This window comes from Streptomyces sp. NL15-2K, from assembly GCF_030551255.1.
Taxonomy (GTDB): domain Bacteria; phylum Actinomycetota; class Actinomycetes; order Streptomycetales; family Streptomycetaceae; genus Streptomyces.
In genome coordinates, this window is the sequence record NZ_CP130630.1 from 3241085 (window position 1) to 3258133 (window position 17049).

The following is a 17049-nucleotide window of genomic DNA, read 5'->3' on the forward strand; positions in this document are numbered from 1 at the left end:
CCCGGCGCCCACGTCCCCGCTCGACTTCGTGAGATTGGAGGAACGGGTCGGTGACCGGACAGCCGGGCACAACCGCCCCATCACCCACCATGCAGACCACCGACAACAGCCTCACCTGGCTCCTGCAGAACCTTCTGGAGCGCACTCCCGGCACGCGGCACGCCCTGGTCCTGTCCCGGGACGGCCTGAAGCTGTGCTGGACCGAGCACCTGACGCTCGACCAGGCCGACCAGCTGGCGGCGATCTGCTCGGGCATACAGGCCCTCGCCCAGGGCGCGTCCGTCGAGTTCGGCGACGGATCCGGCGGTGTCCGCCACTCCATGACCGAGTTCCACGGCGGCCTGCTGTTCATCGTCGAGGCAGGCGAAGGGGCGCATCTGGCGGTCGTCGCCCAGGAGACCGCCGACCCCGGAGTGGTGGGTCACCAGATGACCGAGCTGGTCGAGCAGATCGGCGAGCATCTGCGGGCCGAGCCCCGCCAACCCGCTCAGGGGAGCACCTCGTCGTGATGCGCAGGCCCGTGGACACCGGTGATCCCGACCGGCTCTACACGGTCACGGGCGGACGCAGCCGTGCTGACGACTCGTTCGATCTGGTCACCCTGGTGGTCAGTGAGTGCGAGCCCACCGCGGGGATGCAGTCGGAGCACGCCCGGATCCTCGAACTGTGCCGGCATCCGACGGCCGTGGTCGAGATCGCCGCGGAGCTGAAGCTGCCGATCACGGTGGTGCGCATCCTGCTCGGCGACCTGCTCGCCACGGGCCGTATCACCGCCCGCCACCCGCGCGCGGCGCGGTCCGTCGCCTCGCTCCCCGATTCCGCCCTTCTCAAGGAGGTGCTCCATGGGCTCCGCAACCTCTGAGCTGCCTTCCCGGCGTACGCCCCTGGCCGACGCCGCGGAGACCGGCCTGAAGATCGTCGTCGTGGGCGGATTCGGGGTCGGCAAGACGACCCTGGTCCGCTCGGTCAGCGAGATCCGGCCGCTCAACACCGAAGAGGTGATGACGCAGGCCGGTGTCGGCGTCGACGAGACGAGCGGGGTGGCGGCGAAGACCACCACGACGGTGGCGTTCGACTTCGGGCGGATCAGCCTCAACGAGCACATGGTCCTCTACCTCTTCGGTGCACCGGGCCAGGAACGCTTCTGGTTCCTCTGGGACCGGCTCTTCTCCGGAACGCTCGGTGCGGTCGTCCTGGTCGACACGCGCCGGATGGACGACTCCTGGTACGCGATAGACCGGCTGGAACACCATCGGACGCCGTTCGTCGTGGCCGTCAACCGGTTCGACGACGATCCCTCCCGGCACTCCCTGGACGAGATCCGCCAGGCACTCGCCCTGCCCGAGCACGTGCCGCTGATCGACTGCGACGCGCGCGTCAGGTCGTCGGGCAAGAACGTACTGATCACCCTCGTGAACCACCTCTACGAACTGGCCATGACCCGGGAGAACACGGAGCAGCCGGAGATGACGGAGATGACACCGTGACCGACGCAGGCCCCTCCTCCCCGGGCTGCCCCGCCCACGCGGGCGCGGTGCGCCTGGCCGGTCTGGAGTACCAGCAGACCCCGTCGCAGCTGTACCGCACCCTGCGCCGGGAGCACGGCTCGGTGGCGCCCGTTCTGCTCGACGGGGACATCCCAGCCTGGCTGGTCCTCGGCTACTCCGAGGTCAGCTATGTGACGGGCCACGACGAGCTGTTCGCCCGGGATTCGCGCCGCTGGAACCAGTGGGAGAACATCGCCCCGGACTGGCCGCTGCTGCCCTTCGTCGGCTACCAGCCGTCGGTACTGTTCACCGAGGGCGCGGAACACCGGCGCCGGGCGGGGGTGATCACCGAGGCGCTGTCGGGTGTCGACCAGTTCGAACTGGCCCGCGAGTGCGAGCAGATCGCCGACCGGCTCATCACGTCGTTCGCCGGAAGCGGCCAGGCCGAGCTGATGAGCGCGTACGCGCACGCCCTGCCGATGCGCGCCGCGGTCCAGATGTGCGGGATGCCGCACGCCGGTACGGACACCCAGCGACTCGTGGACGACCTGCGGATCTCCCTGGACGCGGCGGAGGGCGACGACCCGGTGGCCGCGTACGGCCGGGTGGGCGAGCGGATCCAGCAACTGGTGAAGGACAAACGGGACAGGCCCGGCCCCGACGTCACCTCGCGGATGCTCCAGCACCCGGCCGGTCTCACCGACGAGGAAGTCGTCCAGGACCTCATCTCCGTCATCGCCGCGGCACAGCAACCGACGGCCAACTGGATCTGCAACACCCTCCGGTTGCTGCTCACCGACGAGCGTTTCGCCCTGAACGTCTCCGGCGGCCGGCTCAGCGTGGGCGAGGCACTGAACGAGGTGCTGTGGCTCGACACGCCGACGCAGAACTTCATCGGCCGCTGGGCAGTGCGCGACACCCAGCTCGGCGGACGGCAGATCCGCGCGGGCGACTGCCTCGTACTCGGCCTCGCCGCCGCCAACACCGACCCGCAGATCTGGCCGGACGGGCACGTCGGCTCGGAGAACGCCGCACACCTGTCGTTCAGCAACGGAGAACACCGCTGCCCCTACCCGGCCCCACTGCTGGCCGACGTCATCGCCCGCACGGCGGTCGAGACGCTGCTGGAGCGGCTGCCCGACCTGGTCCTGGAGGTGGAACCGGAGGAGCTGACCTGGCGCCCGTCCATCTGGATGCGCGGGCTGACCTCGCTGCCGGTGCGGTTCACGCCGGTGGTGCAGTAGCGCGCTGGTGCTCGCGCCGTACCGATACGAAGATCAGTCCCCCGGGGATCACCCCGCCACGGGCGTGAAGCGCACCGGCAAGTGCTGCGGCCCCCGGGTGAAAACGCCCTTCTCCACAGGGTCGAACCCGTCCGCGAACCGCACGTCCGGCATGGCATCAAGGAGTTGGCCCACCCCGATCTCGACCTCGGCCTTGGCAAGCAGGGCCCCGACGCAGAAGTGCCGGCCGAGCGCGAAGGCAAGGTGATCGGCGGCGGCCGAAAAGGCGGTCGTCGTCGTCAAATCATCCCGGAAGATGTCGAAGCGATCCGGGTCCTCGTACCGCTCTTCGTCCCGATTGGCAGCACCGATCAGACAGGTGACAGTGGCACCGGCCGGGACGGTACCCCCGCTGAGCGCGACCTCGGTCGCCGACTGCCGCATGATCATGTGGACGGGCGGCGTGTAGCGCAACGTCTCGGCAAAGGCACGCGCGATCAGACCACGATCCTCCCGCACGGCCGCCAACTGCTCGGGATGCACCAGCAGGTTGGCGAAAATACTGGCGATAGCCTTATCGGTGGTCTCGCCACCAGCCGCGAGCAGCAAACTACAGAAGGACTTGATGTCCTCGTCACTCATCTTCACGCCGTCGACCTCGGCGGCGCACAGCGTGGACAACAGGTCGTCACCGAGGTTCTCGCGGCGCTCCCGGATGATCGGCACCATGTACTCGGCGAACTCCACCCGCGTCCGCTCACCGGCCGCGGCCACGTCGGGATCACCCGACAGATTACTGAGAAAGGCGATGACCGAGGTGTACCACCCGTGGAACCGTGCGTGATCGGCCTTGTCGAGCCCCAGCATGTCCGCGATCACGTTGACGGGAAAGCGGGTCGCGTAGTCCCCCACCAGGTCCGCAGCCCCGCGGTGCCGGAAGGCATCGATCAGCTCACGCGAATTGCGCTCGATCACGGGCAGGAACTTCTCCTGCAAGTCGCTACCACGAAACGCCGGCGCGACGAGCGCACGCCGCACCGCGTGCTCACGTCCGCTGAGCTGGAGGATCGTCTTCCCGTGCACGGGCTCGATCTGCCAGTCGTAGTTGTCGGTGGTGAACTCACCGTTCTTGTCCTTGAAGACGCGCTCCACGTCCTCGTAACGGGAGATGATGTAGCTCTGGGTGGCCTCGTGCCAGATGAGCGGAGCCTTCTCCCGCATCACGCGATAGGCCCGGTAGGGCTGGGCGGCGAACTCGGGCGAGAGGATGTCGGGGACCTGCTGTGCGGTGGCCATGGAGCTCCCTGGGGTGGGTAACGAGCCTGTCGCACAAGGCTATTGATCACCCGGCTGAGGGGACAGCTGAGTCCTGGCCGACTGTTGAGTTATGGACAGCTATCGCTGAAAGTGGGATTTCGGCCGTGGGCCGGGTGGCAGACGAGTCGGGCTGTACGCCGAGGACAGACTCGAGTTTGGCGAAAGTGCCTTCTGAGCTGCGTGAACTCTTCGCGTAGATAGAGGCCGTGCACATCGCGCACACTCCCGCATGATCCAGGACCCTGCACGGCCGCTCGGCCCAAGGGAATCCCTCCGTCGAGTTGGCCACATCATCCATGGCGCCTGGAGCGTCGAAGCCCCCAACGGCTTCCTCACCGTCGCATTCACCGCCCACGAATGGTCGGGTGAACCGGAGAACCGCGCAAGCACGCCCAGGTCTGCTCGGTCAATGCTGATGCCATCCCCGGGGAATCCGTGGACACCACCGCCAGCGCTCTGCGGGGGTATCTCACCGACGGGCCCCAGGTGTCCCTGGACGGCTGAAAGTAGGGAGGGCTTCCGGTGCCAGGCCGTGAACGCACCGCCTGCCGGTAGAGACACGACGTGGCTGGGGCAGCCAGCTCCACGGCTTTAAGGCTGGATCATCAGATGACTCGTGGCCACGCGGGTACGGGGCAACTGCACGTCTGACGCGGGAAGGCCGCGACCTCGCGTGGTAAATCGACGGCCAGTGGAGGCAGGGCTGGCGAGATCAGTGCGCCCTGAAACTCCGGCAGCTGCCGGTAGGAAGCGATGTCCCGACCCACGAACAGGTCTTCGAGCACAGCAAGCAGGCTGTTAACCCGCGCTGGCAGCGGTGAGGATGGGTCCGCATAGGCTTGGCTGAGCGACGCGCCGATGTTGGCTGCCTTCCAGGGGTTGTCCTTCTCCTCGGTGATGCCGAGCCAGCGCTCGATGGTGCCGGTGAGACGAACCGCGCCGGCGAAGGTTGACTCTGCATCGTTGGCGGACGCCGTCAACGCGGTGAGCGCCGATGCGTCCTCGCACAGCCGCTTCTTGAGGGTGTTCTGAGTTGTGGCCATGACCGCGTCCTCGTCCCAGAGAACAACGTGCGGGATACCGAACAGGGAAAGACTGCTCGCCGCACGATGCAACTCGAATTTGCCGAACGCGCTGAGGACGCCGACGTTGGGGCCGAGTTTGGCCAGGAGACCCCGACGGGCCAGCCACTCGAAGAACAACACGTCGCTAGGACCTTCGACGACGATCACCCGGTCGGCGAAGAAGGCAGCGGCCCGGTGCGCGTCCAGGTCGTAAAGAACCCGGTCCCGTTCCTCGTCGGCCGTGGTCAGACGGGCAGTCTTGAAACAGGAGCGAGAGCCCACGGCGTAGGCCGAGCGAGTGTGTATGTCTGAGAGAACCCTGCTCACGCGAGCGGGAGAAGGCGACGCCACTTCGATCCGGTGGAGCATACGACGCACCCGGGTGATCGCTTCAGGGGAAGTCTCGGCAGCCGCGATCACGGATGCGTTGTGTGTGGTGATAGTCACTGCCGTGTTGCCCGCGGCAACGAGTTGGTGCAGGTCGTGGGCGAGTCGGGTCACCTGGGAAGGGTGGAGGAAGGCTTCCGGCTCCTCGAAGAGGACCCACCGGAAGGCGCCCTCCTTGGCCTGAGCTCGTAGCCGTGCGGCCGCTTGGATCAGCGCGGCGACCATGGTGCGCTGCACGCCGGATCCCTGGGTCTCCAGCGGGCGGTGAGTGCCCTCTTGGTGGAGTCGCAGCTCGATCAGGTGGCGCATGATCAGCTCGTTGGACAGCTCTCCGACGTCGACCTTTGCGGACAGGCCCCAGGGCATCAGCGCCTCGTCGAGATCGCTCTCGAGGTCGGTGATGGGCCCTTCCTGCAAGGCACTGCTCAGCGTTCCGAGAGCGGCCCTAGCGGTCATGAGCATGGTCTCGATGTGCCGCTCGGAGAAGGCCAGGAGCAGTACGTCCCGCAAAGGCGAGGGACCGGTAAGCGACATGTGGTCGGCCATCTTGCTGATCGCCGGGATGTAAACGCACTGACCGAGCTTGGCGGCACTGGTCCAGCCGGTCGGCTGTGGTTCACCGCCGTCCTGGGGAATCAGGTAGTAAGCCCCGGCAAGACGGTCAGTGCTCTTGGTGAACCAGCGCCGGATCCGGAGGAGATCGCCGTCGACGAGGTCGACGCCGATCTGCTTGGCCTCGGCGGCGTCAACGCTGAAGTCGATCTCCACCCAGGATTCTGCACCAGGCTCCGCGTGCCAGGGATAGTCTCGGGTTTCGTCCCAGTCCAGTGCGCCGTAGAACAGTAGGATCGCATCCATCAAAGTGGACTTTCCCGCGTTGTTCGGGCCGATCAGCGCGCCGAACGGACGCAGGTGCAGTTCGACGTCGAGGGCGCCGCGAATGTTCTGGATGGCCACGCGTAGGGGGCGCACGGGAGGCTCCTCGAACTCAGCGGGGGAGGAAGGGGCTGGGAGCCCCGGAATACGACACATACAGCCGGTCACGGGCACGAGTGCACGCGACATAGAGCACGCATCGCTCCCTCTGGACGCTCTCCAGGTGGGCGGCCCTGTCGGTTTCCAACGGAACAATCGCCCGGTCGTGCGGCACCACCTTGTCCTGGACGCCGACGACCGCGACGCACTGGAACTCCAGGCCCTTCATGCTGTGCATTGTGCCCACTTGGACCCGGCCGCCAGACGGCCCCGGTGGCTCGGGCTCGATGCCCGCGGAGCGAAGTGCGTCCGCCACGTCGTCAGACTTGGCGTTGACCCGGGCCGCGACCGCGATCGCACCCGGTTCGACACCGTCGGCCAGCCAGGCACGGACTTGGGAAACCACGGCAGCGCGCTCCTCGGACCAGTCGGTGAACCGCCGGACGATCGGCCGGCGACCGTGCATCGGCGACTCGTAGCCTTCTCGGCTGTCGGGCCAGCCATCGAGGTCCTCCTCGGACACGAGCCCCAGCACCCGGACGGCCCAGGTGAGGATCTCCTGAGTGGTGCGGTAGCTGAGGGTGAGTCGCTGTGTCCGGCCGACGATGTTGATTCCAGTGTTCTTCAGCGGTACACGATGCTGCCAAATCCGCTGATGCGGGTCCGCGACGAGGAACAGATCGTCCTCGCCCGGGCGGACAGCTTCCCGGAGCAGCCGCCACTGCGCGGGATGTAGGTCCTGGGTTTCGTCGACGATGACGTGTTGGTAGACGGCAGGCCTGTCCTCCTGTCGCAGGATCCGTGCCGCCTCATCGGCTACCTGCAGGAATGACCAACGCCCTAGGTCGCTCAGCTGAGTCCGCAACGCCTCGATGGCTGCCCATACGGACGGCCGCTCCGAACGAGGCAGGCCCTGGCCCCGGCCGGTGCGTGCTGCCGTCAGATACGCCTCCAGCGTGGTGATGTCCTGGGCGAGCAGCACCTGCTCCCACTCATCGACCAAAAATTCCCCGGGGTAATCCGGATGCACGGTGTCGGCAAGGCTGACCAGTTCGCGCGACGTGAGCACCACTGGGCGACTTCCGGGCCGATCGCTGACAACCCGGGCAGCAAGCTGATCAGTGGTGATCACCTCGATCCGATCGCGGTCCTCGGGATTCTCGACGAGCTGCTCCAGCTGACGACCCAATTCCGCGGTGAGCGGGCGGCTGTAGGTGGTCAGCAGGATCGGCCTGCCACTGTCGTAGCGCCCGGCGAGATGCGCAGCTCGGTGCAGGGCAGTCACCGTCTTGCCAGTGCCCGCACCGCCGGTGATCATCACCGAGCCAAGATAGGGATCGTGGTAAGCAATCCGGCGCTGCATCGGATGTAGAAAGATCCTCCACAGTGCAAACGGAGGGCGCAGCAACTTCTCAAGTTCTTCGGGGCCGCTGACGAGCGCAACTTGGTCGGGGGTCCGCCCGATCGCCGCGGACAGGTCGTCCGGCTCTACCCGGTCGGGCTTGGCGGCGTCCACAAGATGCTTGCTGACCTCTCCCCAAGTCTCCTCGATCGTCATCCCCGACGCTAGCGCGACGAGGACGTCGTACTGAAGTGACGGCAGCATGTGTTGGAGGGCGTCCAGGTGCGCCTCCCTGGTCAACAATCGGACGATCGGCAGCACCTGGTCGTCGATGCCGAGTGTGCGGAAGTCTGAGTCCTTGACATGGTCGAAGAGCCGGGCCGGTGTAGCTTCGGCGGCCAGACGCAGTGTGCCGGACATGCTCTGAAGCTGCGTCTCGTCGCGCATCTCCAAGACGCCGAGGACCTGGTTGACGGTGAACAGCCTCGTCGTGGCCCAAGCGATCGCATCGTCGTGCGGCAGGACGCGCAGCAGGCAGTAGAGGTCACCGGTCGTCGGCGCCAGGACGACGCCGCGATAGAACTGGTTTATGCGGATTGTCCTGATCCGATGGTCTTCGGCCCGGTTGAGTTTCTCCAGATGCAGTCCCGCGTGGGTGGCCTGGGCGAACTTGCCGAGCGCGGCCTGCACAGCCTTCTGGACCGGCTTCTCAAGCTTGGCGTACTCGGAGAGGAACTCCTTGGCGATCGCCAACTGCGGCACGGTCACTCCTCCGACGGGATGGGCAACCCTCATGGTAGGTCGTTGATGATCTGTGCTGAGCAGTATCGTATGGGGTCTCTGACCCGCCCTTGACTGACGACTGGAGGCTCCGCCTGTGGCGAAGCTAACGTTGCCGCAGCTGGAAGCGCATCTGTTCGGCGCGGCCGACATCTTGCGCGGCAAGATGGACGCCTCGGAGTTCAAGGAATACATCTTCGGGATGTTGTTCCTCAAGCGCTGCTCCGACCAATTCGACACGATCCGGGGCAGGGTTATCGCCGAGCAACTCGCGGCGGGCCGGACACAGGCGCAGGCCGAGGAGATCGCCGACAACCGGGCGTTCTACCGGGGCGGCGACTTCTTCGTGCCGACTGCGGCCCGGTGGAGATACCTAGTAGGCAAGTCGGCTGAGAACGGCGTTGCAGACCTACTGAACAAGGCTTTGGGCGCGCTCGAGACTGCCAACTCCACCGCCTTGCAGGGCGTGGTTGGGCATATCGATTTCACCCGCAAGGTCGGCAAGACATCGCTGTCGGACCAGAAACTTCGGGCCCTCATCAAACATTTCGACCGCTACCGGCTCCGCAACGAGGACTTCGAGTTCCCCGACCTGCTGGGTGCCGCCTATGAGTACCTCATCGGCGAGTTCGCCGACTCGGCGGGCAAGAAGGGCGGGGAGTTCTATACCCCACGCGGCGTCGTCCGGATGATGGCGCGTCTAGTCGAGCCGCACTCGGGGATGCGGGTTTACGACCCATGCGCTGGCTCCGGCGGCATGCTGATCATGTCCAAGGAGTACGTCGCGGAGGCTGGCGAGGACGCTCAGGACCTGCGCCTGTACGGCCAGGAGGCCAACGGCGGCACCTGGGCCATCTCCAAGATGAACATGATCCTTCACGGCATCGTCAATGCAGACCTGGAGAACGACGACACCCTCGCCAATCCGTTGCACATCGAGCCGGATGGTTCGACGCTGACGCTCTTCGACCGTGTACTCACGAATCCTCCGTTCTCACAGAACTACGTGCGTGCCGGGATGAAGCACGCCGACCGCTTCGAATTCGGCTGGACTCCGGAGACCGGCAAGAAGGCCGACTGGATGTTCGCCCAGCATGTGCTCTCGGTGCTCCGGCATGACGGCATCGGTGCCACGGTCATGCCTCACGGCGTGCTGTTCCGTGGCGGCGAGGAACAAGCAATCCGAAGGAGGGTCATCGAGGCCGACCGGCTGGAGGCCGTTATCGGCCTCGCCTCGAACCTGTTTTACGGCACCGGTATCCCGGCATGCATTCTCATCCTGCGCGGCCCCGGTTCTCGCCCGGCCTCACATCGAGGCAAGGTCCTGTTTATCAACGCCGACCGCGAGTACTTGTCCGGCCGTGCCCAGAATTACCTCGAACCCGAACACGCAGAGAAAATCGTCGCCGCTTACCGGGCCTATCTGGCCGACCCGACACATGACATCCCCGGCTTCGCCCGCGTGGTGTCGCTCGCGGAACTCGAAGACAACCAGTTCAACCTCAACATCCGGCGCTACGTCGACAACACTCCACCCCCGGAGCCCCAAGACGTACGGGCCCATCTGCAGGGCGGTGTCCCGAAGTCCGAGGTCCGTGAGCACCAGCCCGCTTTCCAGGCGTACGGCGTGGACGTGCACTCGCTGTTCGCCGAACGAGACGCCGACTACTACGACTTCCCAGCCGACGGCTGGCAGTCGGCCGCAAACCGTATCCCGGAGCTGGCCGCGCCCAAAGAAGCACTTGTGCGGGACGCGTTCGATGAGTGGTGGAGCAGGCACAGCAAACGCCTGAGCGAGCTGCCCGAAACCCATAAGGTTATGGACACCCGCGCCGAGCTACTGGAGTCCTTCGTCGCAGAACTCGAACCCCTCGGCACGCTCGACCGATTCCAGCTCTCTGGCGCCGCCGCCTCCTGGTGGGGCAGCGTCCAATACGACATCCGTACACTGGCGTACCACCAATTCAGTGGGGTCGTTCAAGGCTGGCTGACGACGATTCAGACCGCTTTCGCGGATCACGGCGCGGTGGTACACAACGCCCAGCGCCAGGCAGCAGCCAAGCGTAAAGCCCGGGAACACCCCTTGGTCTCGTATGTCCTCACTGACTATCTCACCGAGCTGGAAGAGACCGAGAATCTCCGGGCTGAGCTCGACGCCAAGGTCAAGGCCGCCACCACGACCTCCGAGGACGACGCCGCGGAGGAGGTCGATCCCGTCGTGCTAAAGCGCTTGCGCGCCCAACTGACCGAGGCCAAGTCCAAAGTCCGCAAACTGGAAGCCGCCTTCATTGACCGCCTCGGCTCGGGCGTGCGCCAGATCCACGATGCTGGGACCGCACCCGACCTGGTCATGCGCATCCTCAAAGCCGACCTCAGCCGGCGCCTCGACGCCCGCCTAGCCATCGGCCGCAAAGCTTTGATCGACCGCTACAGCAGATGGGCTGCCAAGTACGCGGTAACCCTCCCCGAACTCGAAGCCCAGCGAGCCGCCGCAGCCACCCGAGTCGACGAGATTCTGCGGGAGCTCGGCTATGCATGACGTTCCTGAGGGCTGGAGGCAGGTCAAGCTGAAGGACTGCGGAACTTGGTGGTCTGGCGGAACCCCGGCGACCGAAGAGCCCCGCTTCTGGGGTGGCGATATCCCGTGGATCAGCGCCGCGAGTCTTAAGGACTTCCGGATTACTGATTCGGATCGTCGGGTGACCCGTGCCGGCAGCATGGCCGGCACCAAGGTGGTTGAACCCGGAACTGTGCTGTTCATTGTGCGAGGTATGAGCCTGAAGAAGGAGTTCCGGGTAGGTGTCGCCCAACGTCCTGTGGCTTTTGGGCAGGACTGCAAGGCACTGCTGCCTCACACATCGATCGACGGGACTTTCCTCGGCCTCGCGCTCAAGGCCCGTGAACGCAACATCCTCGCAATGGTCGATGAGGCAGGGCATGGAACCGGGCGTCTCCCGACCGACCTGATGGAGCGGTTGGAGATCGCAATTCCTGCCGATTTGGCCGAACAGCGGCGGATCGTGGAGACGCTCGATGCGCTCGACAAGGAGGCCGCGTCCGCCAATCGAGAACTTGCAAAATGGCGCGAGGTAGAGGCAGGTTTTGTAGCGAGTATTTTTAATGTTGACTTCCGCTCGAGCTGGCAAACTCCTACCGTCGGAGCGCTACTAGAGGGCAATGGGAGCATTCAGATCGGGCCATTCGGGAGCCAGCTACACTCTTACGAGTACACCTCCGAAGGAATTCCCGTCATCATGCCTCAAGATATTATCGACAGGTCTATTTCGCCAGATAAGATCGCTCGCGTTTCTATGAGGAAGTGTCGCGAGCTCGCACGACATGTTCTCGTTTCGGGAGATGTAGTTCTCGGTCGCAGAGGAGATCTATCGCGATGCGCGGTCGTCCACACTGAGAACGAAGGCTGGCTATGCGGAACCGGCTGTTTGCGAATTCGCCTCGACTTCAGCCGAGTCCTTCCCGAATGGTTTGCTCTTGCCTACACGCAAGATTATTGCCAGCGCCAAATTGCCGCTTTGGCGGTAGGGTCTACTATGCCGAATATAAATTCCGGGATCGTTAAGAATCTGAGAGTCCCAGTGCTTCCGATGGAGATGCAAAGGAAAGCGATCTCAGCATTGAATGCTCACCGGCACGGTGTGTCTGCTGCCGAGCTCAAAATCTCGCAGTTGATGCACACGAAACGGGGCCTCGCGGACGACCTGCTGAGTGGGCGCGTTCGGGTTTGACGTCAGGGGGGACATAAGGGCCTAGATGGTCTTTTCAGTGCCGGTGGGTGAGGGGTTGGGTGTCGACTTCCTCGGCGGAGAGGGTAAAGCCTTAGCCCTACATCTGTCGTTCTACGCACTCGACCTCCCCCCCGTCGAAGGCATCTGGTCCCTGCTGCGGCGCGGCTGGCTCTCCAACGTCGCCTTCACCACCCCCGAGCGCCTCAACCAGTGCACCCGATTGGCTTACGGAAGAGCCAGTACTTACAGCAAGCTCATCGACGGCGGCTGCCTAAGACTCGCTAGACCATCAGACCCACTCGAGCAACACGCCACGACCCCACGAGTTCAGCTCAGCCGGAATGTCCGTGGCGTGCAGCGGTCTCCGCAAGGAATGATGGAACCGTTGTGATCACACGTTGACTTGAAGCGAGGGACGCTCGTGTCCGGGCCCGAGTACATACAGGTTGAGGCTCCGCTGCTCCGGCAGTTGGCGAACATGGGCTGGGAGCACATGCCGGGCCAAGCGGAGGGCGCGTTCAAGCCGGAGGATCCGACAAAGTCCGGGCGCGAATCGTTCGCCGAGGTACTGATGGAGTCGCGGCTGCGTAAGGCACTGCGTGATATCAACCCAGGGCCGGATGGGGAACCTTGGCTGGACGACGTGCGGATCAGCCGGGCTCTGGGCGAGCTGACCCGGATCACGGCCAGGGGTCTGCTGGAAGCCAACGAGCTGACAACTGAAGTGCTGATCAAGGGGGTCACCGTACCCGGTCTGCCAGGCTGGGACGGAGGCCGGGACCAGCGCGTCCACTTCATCGACTGGAAACACTGGCAGCGCAACGAATTCGTGGTTGTCTCCCAGTTCCGGGTCGATGTGCTGGGCACGAACGGGCTGAAATACATCGCACCCGACGAGGTGCTGCTGGTCAACGGCATCCCCCTGGTCGTCGTGGAGTGCAAGAAGCCCGGTAAGGGTGACGCGATCGCCGCGGCCGTGACGCAGCTGAAGCGGTACGCCGGCCAGGGCCGCAGCCGGATCCCCACCGGAAATCCGAAGCTGTTCCACACCGTCCAGCTGACTGTGGCGACCTGCGGGGAGCGGGCACGGCTGGGCACGTTCACGGCCGACACCGAGCACTATGCGCCGTGGCGTGACCCGTACCCGCTGACCGACGCCACCATCGCGGCCGCGCTTGAGTGCGACGAGCGGTCGGTCACTGAGCAGAACCGGCTCACCGCAGCGGTGTTGCACCCTGAGCGGCTATTGCAGATCATCCACGACTACGTGACGTTCATGACGCTGGACAACGGCATCCGGATCAAGGCCGCGCCGCGCTACCAGCAGTACCGCGCGGTCGAAAAGACCTTGGAGCGCCTGCTGACAGGTGACACACGAGAAGAGGACGGTGTCCAGGACCGGCGGGGCGGAATCATCTGGCACACCCAGGGCTCCGGTAAGAGCCTCACCATGACGTTCCTCGTCCGCCGTATGCGGTCGATACCGGAACTGTCCGCGGTCAAGGTCGTGTTGGTCACCGACCGGACCCAGCTACAGAAACAGTTGTCGGAGACGCTCCGGCTCACCGGTGAAGAAGTCGAAGAGGCCAAGCGGGTCAAGGAGGCCAAGCAACTGTTGGCGGCCGGCGGCCCGGGCATCGTCGCTGTGATGATCCAAAAGCAGCAGGATGTAGCGGCACGGTCCACCAATGGCGAGTTGGTCGAGGCTGTCCCCTCACTTGGGGAGCTCAACGACGACAGCGCGATTGTGGTCCTCATCGACGAGGCGCACCGGTCGCACGGCTCCACCTTGCACATGAACCTGTTGGAGGCATTGCCTAACTGCGCCCGGATCGGCTTCACCGGAACTCCGATCATCATGGGCAAGCAGAAGAAGACCTCCCAGATCTTCGGCAGCGTCATCGACACCTACCGGCTGGCCGACGCTGAGGCCGACGGCGCGGTTGTGCGGATCTTCTACGAAGGCAACACCGTCAAGGGCGCGGTCAAAGACGGCCGTGACCTCGACGAGGTCTTCGAGGACCTGTTCGCCGAGCAGAGCGACGAGAACCGCGAGGCTCTGCAGCGCCGGTACGCCACCAAGGGTGACGTGCTCGAATCCGAAGAGCTGATCACGGCCAAGGCCAGGCACCTGCTCCGTCACTACGTCACGACCGTGTTGCCTGGCGGGTTCAAGGCCCAGCTGGTGGCGAACAGCCGGGAGGCGACACTGCGTTACCGAACGGCTCTACTCGCCGCGAGGGATGATCTGGTCCACCAGGCCGAGACAGTCCCGGCGCGGTTGCTCGATACTCCGCTGGACCAGCTGACCGCCCGACAGATCGCACAGGTCACCGCACACCGGAATCTCGATCTGCTCCGTGCGATGGACTTCGCTCCGATCATCTCCCCGGGCACCGACGACCACGAAGAGCGCTTCGCCGAGTGGACCGCGCAGAAGCCGCAGGAACGCAGGGTCGACGACTTCACGAAGCCGTTTCCGGCGGAACTCGGCCCGGACGACCACCCGGTCGCATTCCTGATCGTCAAGTCAATGCTGCTGACCGGCTTCGACGCGCCGATCGAGCAGGTGCTCTACATCGACCGATCCCTCAAGCAGGCCGAGCTGTTGCAGGCCGTGGCCCGCGTCAACCGGCCGGCCAAGGACAAGAAGTGCGGTTATGTTGTCGACTACTTCGGCGTCGCCAACCATCTGACCGAAGCTCTCAAGGCCTACTCCGCCGACGATGTCGATGGAGTATTGGTCGACCTCCGCGAAGAAGTCGCCAAGCTGGATCCGATGCGTCGCCGCCTCCAAGCGGTCTTTACCGACCACGGTGTGCCCCCCTCCGGGACGACCTTGGAGGACTGTGTGCTTCTGTTGAACGACGGGGCCCTGTTCGACAGGTTCGAGGCCGAGCTCAAGCGGTTCCTCAGCACTATCGACGTCATCCTGCCCGAACCCGCCGTGCGCCCCTTCCTCAAGGACGCCACCCTCTACGCGGAGATCGCGATGCGGGCCAAGCGCAGGTTCCGAGTCGACGGTGGCGACTTCGACACCAGCGCGTACGGCGCGAAGGTCCGCCAACTGCTTGACGATCACCTGCTGTCGCTCGGCATCGACCAGAAGCTGCCGCCGGTATCGCTGACAGCAGACGACTTCGAGGAAAAGGTAGCGGCACTGCCCGGTGCGCGAACCCGTGCCTCGGAGATGGAGCACGCCGTACGGGACCATATCGAGATCAACCGGGGCAAGGACCCTCGCTTCTATAAGCGGCTCAGTGAGCGCCTCGAAGAAATTCTGCGCGACTACGCCGAGAACTGGGAACAGCAAGCCGCGCTCCTGGCCGACTTGGTCGCCGAGTTGCGAACGGACCGCCCAGCGTCCGACGATCCGCTCAGCCCTGTCGAACGGGCCCTGTACGGCGTGCTGTTGGAGGAAACCGCGCGGGACGGAGTGGTCGACCCGGAAACCGACCAGTTGTTGTGCGACATCAGCACCGGCGTCTACACCCTCGCCCAGCAGGTGACCCATCGACGTGATTTCTGGCGTAGCCCGGTCGATCAGGAGGACTTCCGGCTCCAGACCGTCCAATTGCTGATCACCAAGGATGCGGCGGCGATCGACAAGGTCGACTCGCTGGCCGATCAGCTGGTGGAAGTGATCGGGCACCGTCGTACAGAGATTCCGCGCCCTTGACGCCAGGCCTGGCGGGGAATGTCAGTGACGGATGCCAGGATGTGGCCGTGAAGGGTTCAGCGACCACCGAGGTACTGCGAGTCGACGACCTCGACGTACAGGTACGGGTCAGCGAGCGACGGCGACAGATCAGGCTGACCGTCGAGCGCGACTCGACCGTCAGCGTCACCGTGCCCCCGGGGACCGGGCAAGCCGATCTGGTCAAGCTGATCAGAAGCCGGCGGCAATGGCTGTACGGGAAGCTCGCTGAACGCGAGTCGCTGAGCGAGGGCAGACCCCCTCGTGAGTATGTCTCCGGAGAGGGCTTTCCATACCTAGGACGCAGCTATCGGCTGCTGGTCGTCCAGGCCGGCCCGACCGATGTTCGGTTGCTGCGAGGCCGATTGGAGATCCGGCAGGACGTGCTCCATGATGCGTCCACTGCCCTGATCGCCTGGTACACCCGGCGTGGTATGAGCTGGTTGCCTGGTCGGCTTCAGCCGTGGGCCCAGCGGATGGACGTGGCTTGCGGTGAACTCCGGGTCCGGCCTCTGGGCTACCGCTGGGGGTCGTGCTCGCTCCATGGCGATCTCAACATCCATTGGGCGACCATGCAGCTTCCACCCGATCTGATCGATTATGTGCTCGTGCATGAGCTCGCTCATGTGCGTGTGCCTGATCACAGCGAAGGATTCTGGCGGAAAGTTCAGCGGGCGATGCCCGACTGCCATGCCCGTCGCGACCGGCTGAAACGGCTCGGGCCCGATCTCTGGCTTCCGGAAACGAAGACATGAAGCCCTTGGCCAGGCAAAACACGCGGATTCGTGGTTGAGTCGCCCCGACCACGTGCCGAATCAGCCGGATGGTGCATCAGGATTTGCACAGCCTTGGTCAGGGCCCTAAAGGCAGACGAGTCGGTCTGTGCGCCGGGGACAGGTGAGCGGCGCCTGAAGCAGCCTCTGACCTGTGCGGACGTTCCCCATGACCAGAGGCCGTGCACACCGCGTGCACACCGACATGGGCACCGTCCATGCCCCGTGGCACCATTCCGGCTCATGTCCCCGGTCCGC

At 64.8% G+C, this 17049-nt stretch carries 11 protein-coding genes and 2 pseudogenes; 10 read left to right on the top strand and 3 right to left on the bottom strand.

Annotated elements, in window-relative coordinates; genetic code table 11:
- The first annotated feature begins 89 nt into the window (after positions 1-89).
- From Q4V64_RS14150 to Q4V64_RS14165, 4 genes are read left to right on the top strand one after another with little or no spacing between them, the layout of a single operon-like run.
- On the top strand, positions 90-509 hold the full coding sequence (locus Q4V64_RS14150) for a roadblock/LC7 domain-containing protein (RefSeq protein ID WP_172629410.1): 420 nt from the start codon (positions 90-92) through the stop codon (positions 507-509).
- The gene (locus Q4V64_RS14155; protein ID WP_172629411.1) at positions 506-862 is read left to right on the top strand and encodes a DUF742 domain-containing protein; all 357 of its coding nucleotides are present in this window, start codon (positions 506-508) and stop codon (positions 860-862) included. The genes Q4V64_RS14150 and Q4V64_RS14155 overlap by 4 nt, the downstream gene beginning before the upstream one ends.
- Entirely contained in the window at positions 843-1487 is a 645-nt protein-coding gene (locus Q4V64_RS14160) for an ATP/GTP-binding protein (RefSeq protein WP_124442810.1), read from the top strand. Before Q4V64_RS14155 ends, Q4V64_RS14160 begins: the two co-directional genes overlap by 20 nt.
- Positions 1484-2731 carry a cytochrome P450 gene (locus Q4V64_RS14165; protein WP_124442811.1) on the top strand — a complete coding sequence of 416 codons (1248 nt, stop codon included), beginning with the start codon at positions 1484-1486 and terminating at the stop codon, positions 2729-2731. Before Q4V64_RS14160 ends, Q4V64_RS14165 begins: the two co-directional genes overlap by 4 nt.
- A 48-nt stretch (positions 2732-2779) precedes the next feature.
- On the opposite strand, the gene Q4V64_RS14170 is transcribed toward Q4V64_RS14165, so the two are convergent.
- On the bottom strand, positions 2780-4006 hold the full coding sequence (locus tag Q4V64_RS14170) for a cytochrome P450 (RefSeq protein ID WP_124442812.1): 1227 nt from the start codon (positions 4004-4006) through the stop codon (positions 2780-2782).
- A 274-nt stretch (positions 4007-4280) separates the two neighbouring features.
- Here Q4V64_RS14170 and Q4V64_RS54955 point away from each other — a divergent pair.
- Positions 4281-4531, top strand: a pseudogene (locus Q4V64_RS54955) (DNA mismatch repair protein MutT); the annotation flags it as partial.
- Positions 4532-4632: 101 nt separating this feature from the next.
- Here Q4V64_RS54955 and Q4V64_RS14175 read toward each other — a convergent pair.
- Both Q4V64_RS14175 and Q4V64_RS14180 read right to left on the bottom strand, forming a co-directional pair.
- The gene (locus Q4V64_RS14175) at positions 4633-6435 is read right to left on the bottom strand and encodes an AAA family ATPase (protein ID WP_172629412.1); all 1803 of its coding nucleotides are present in this window, start codon (positions 6433-6435) and stop codon (positions 4633-4635) included.
- A gap of 31 nt (positions 6436-6466) precedes the next feature.
- On the bottom strand, positions 6467-8563 hold the full coding sequence (locus Q4V64_RS14180) for a 3'-5' exonuclease (protein ID WP_216377666.1): 2097 nt from the start codon (positions 8561-8563) through the stop codon (positions 6467-6469).
- Positions 8564-8672: 109 nt separating this feature from the next.
- Between Q4V64_RS14180 and Q4V64_RS14185 the strand changes: the two genes are divergently transcribed.
- The 5 genes and pseudogenes from Q4V64_RS14185 to Q4V64_RS14200 all read left to right on the top strand — a co-directional run bounded on the left by Q4V64_RS14185 (position 8673) and on the right by Q4V64_RS14200 (position 16773).
- Positions 8673-11114 carry a class I SAM-dependent DNA methyltransferase gene (locus tag Q4V64_RS14185; RefSeq protein WP_124442814.1) on the top strand — a complete coding sequence of 814 codons (2442 nt, stop codon included), beginning with the start codon at positions 8673-8675 and terminating at the stop codon, positions 11112-11114.
- Positions 11107-12321 carry a restriction endonuclease subunit S gene (locus Q4V64_RS14190; RefSeq protein ID WP_124442815.1) on the top strand — a complete coding sequence of 405 codons (1215 nt, stop codon included), beginning with the start codon at positions 11107-11109 and terminating at the stop codon, positions 12319-12321. The genes Q4V64_RS14185 and Q4V64_RS14190 overlap by 8 nt, the downstream gene beginning before the upstream one ends.
- A gap of 100 nt (positions 12322-12421) precedes the next feature.
- A pseudogene (locus Q4V64_RS54960) lies at positions 12422-12532 on the top strand (IS630 family transposase); the annotation flags it as partial.
- Positions 12533-12742: 210 nt separating this feature from the next.
- Positions 12743-16000, top strand: coding sequence for an HsdR family type I site-specific deoxyribonuclease (locus Q4V64_RS14195; RefSeq protein ID WP_124442816.1), 3258 nt, complete (start codon positions 12743-12745; stop codon positions 15998-16000).
- 47 nt (positions 16001-16047) lie between these two features.
- Positions 16048-16773 (top strand): SprT family zinc-dependent metalloprotease, encoded by a 726-nt coding sequence (locus Q4V64_RS14200; protein WP_172629413.1) that lies wholly within the window; start codon positions 16048-16050, stop codon positions 16771-16773.
- The last annotated feature ends 276 nt before the right edge of the window (positions 16774-17049 follow it).